Source organism: Cupriavidus sp. 05T313 (assembly GCF_056396665.1).
This window is the reverse complement of the sequence record NZ_JBFTLX010000601.1, coordinates 1-517: the sequence shown is the minus strand read 5'-3', so window position 1 is coordinate 517 and position 517 is coordinate 1. Positions and strand designations below refer to the sequence as shown.

Genomic DNA, 517 nt, shown 5'->3' with positions numbered 1-517 from the left:
ATCCTGCCCCCTCCCGGCCAGACGGCGAGCAGCCCGGCGGCCGATTGTTCTCCGGGCGGGGTCAGTTCCACTGTGAGGCCGCCGGCTTCGAGGAGCCGCCGCGTTGCGGGACCGACGGCCGCTATCCGTGTCCCTCGCGGCACCAGCTGGCCCAGGCGCAGGCCACGCTCCGCCGCTTTTTCCATCAGGACGTGGACGGTGGTGGCGCTGCTGACCACCAGCCAGTCAAAGGCCGCAGCTGCGAGGGCGTCACAGGCGACGTCCAGCGCGTGCTGGTCAGGTGCCCGTTCGAAGTCGATGAGCGGCAGCAGCACCGGTTCCGCACCGGCTCCTGCCAGCGCCTCCACCAGGGCAGCCGAACGTTCCGGGCTGCGGGTCACCAGGACCCGGACGCCGCCGAGCGGAGTCCGGGGCGCGGTGCCGCTGGAAGGCTGCGTCATCGCCAGGTCAGGACGCCTGCAGGTCGGCGATGTCGGCGGCGCCTGCGGCAAGGAGAAGCTCAGCCAGTTCGATGCCC

Annotated in this window: 1 protein-coding gene; it reads right to left on the bottom strand. The window is 72.0% G+C overall.

What is annotated here, in order from left to right:
* Positions 1 to 380: uroporphyrinogen-III synthase (locus AC1DKD_RS41950; protein WP_477144827.1), on the bottom strand; the 380-nt coding region annotated here is incomplete at its 3' end.
* Between the last annotated feature and the right edge of the window lie 137 nt (positions 381 to 517).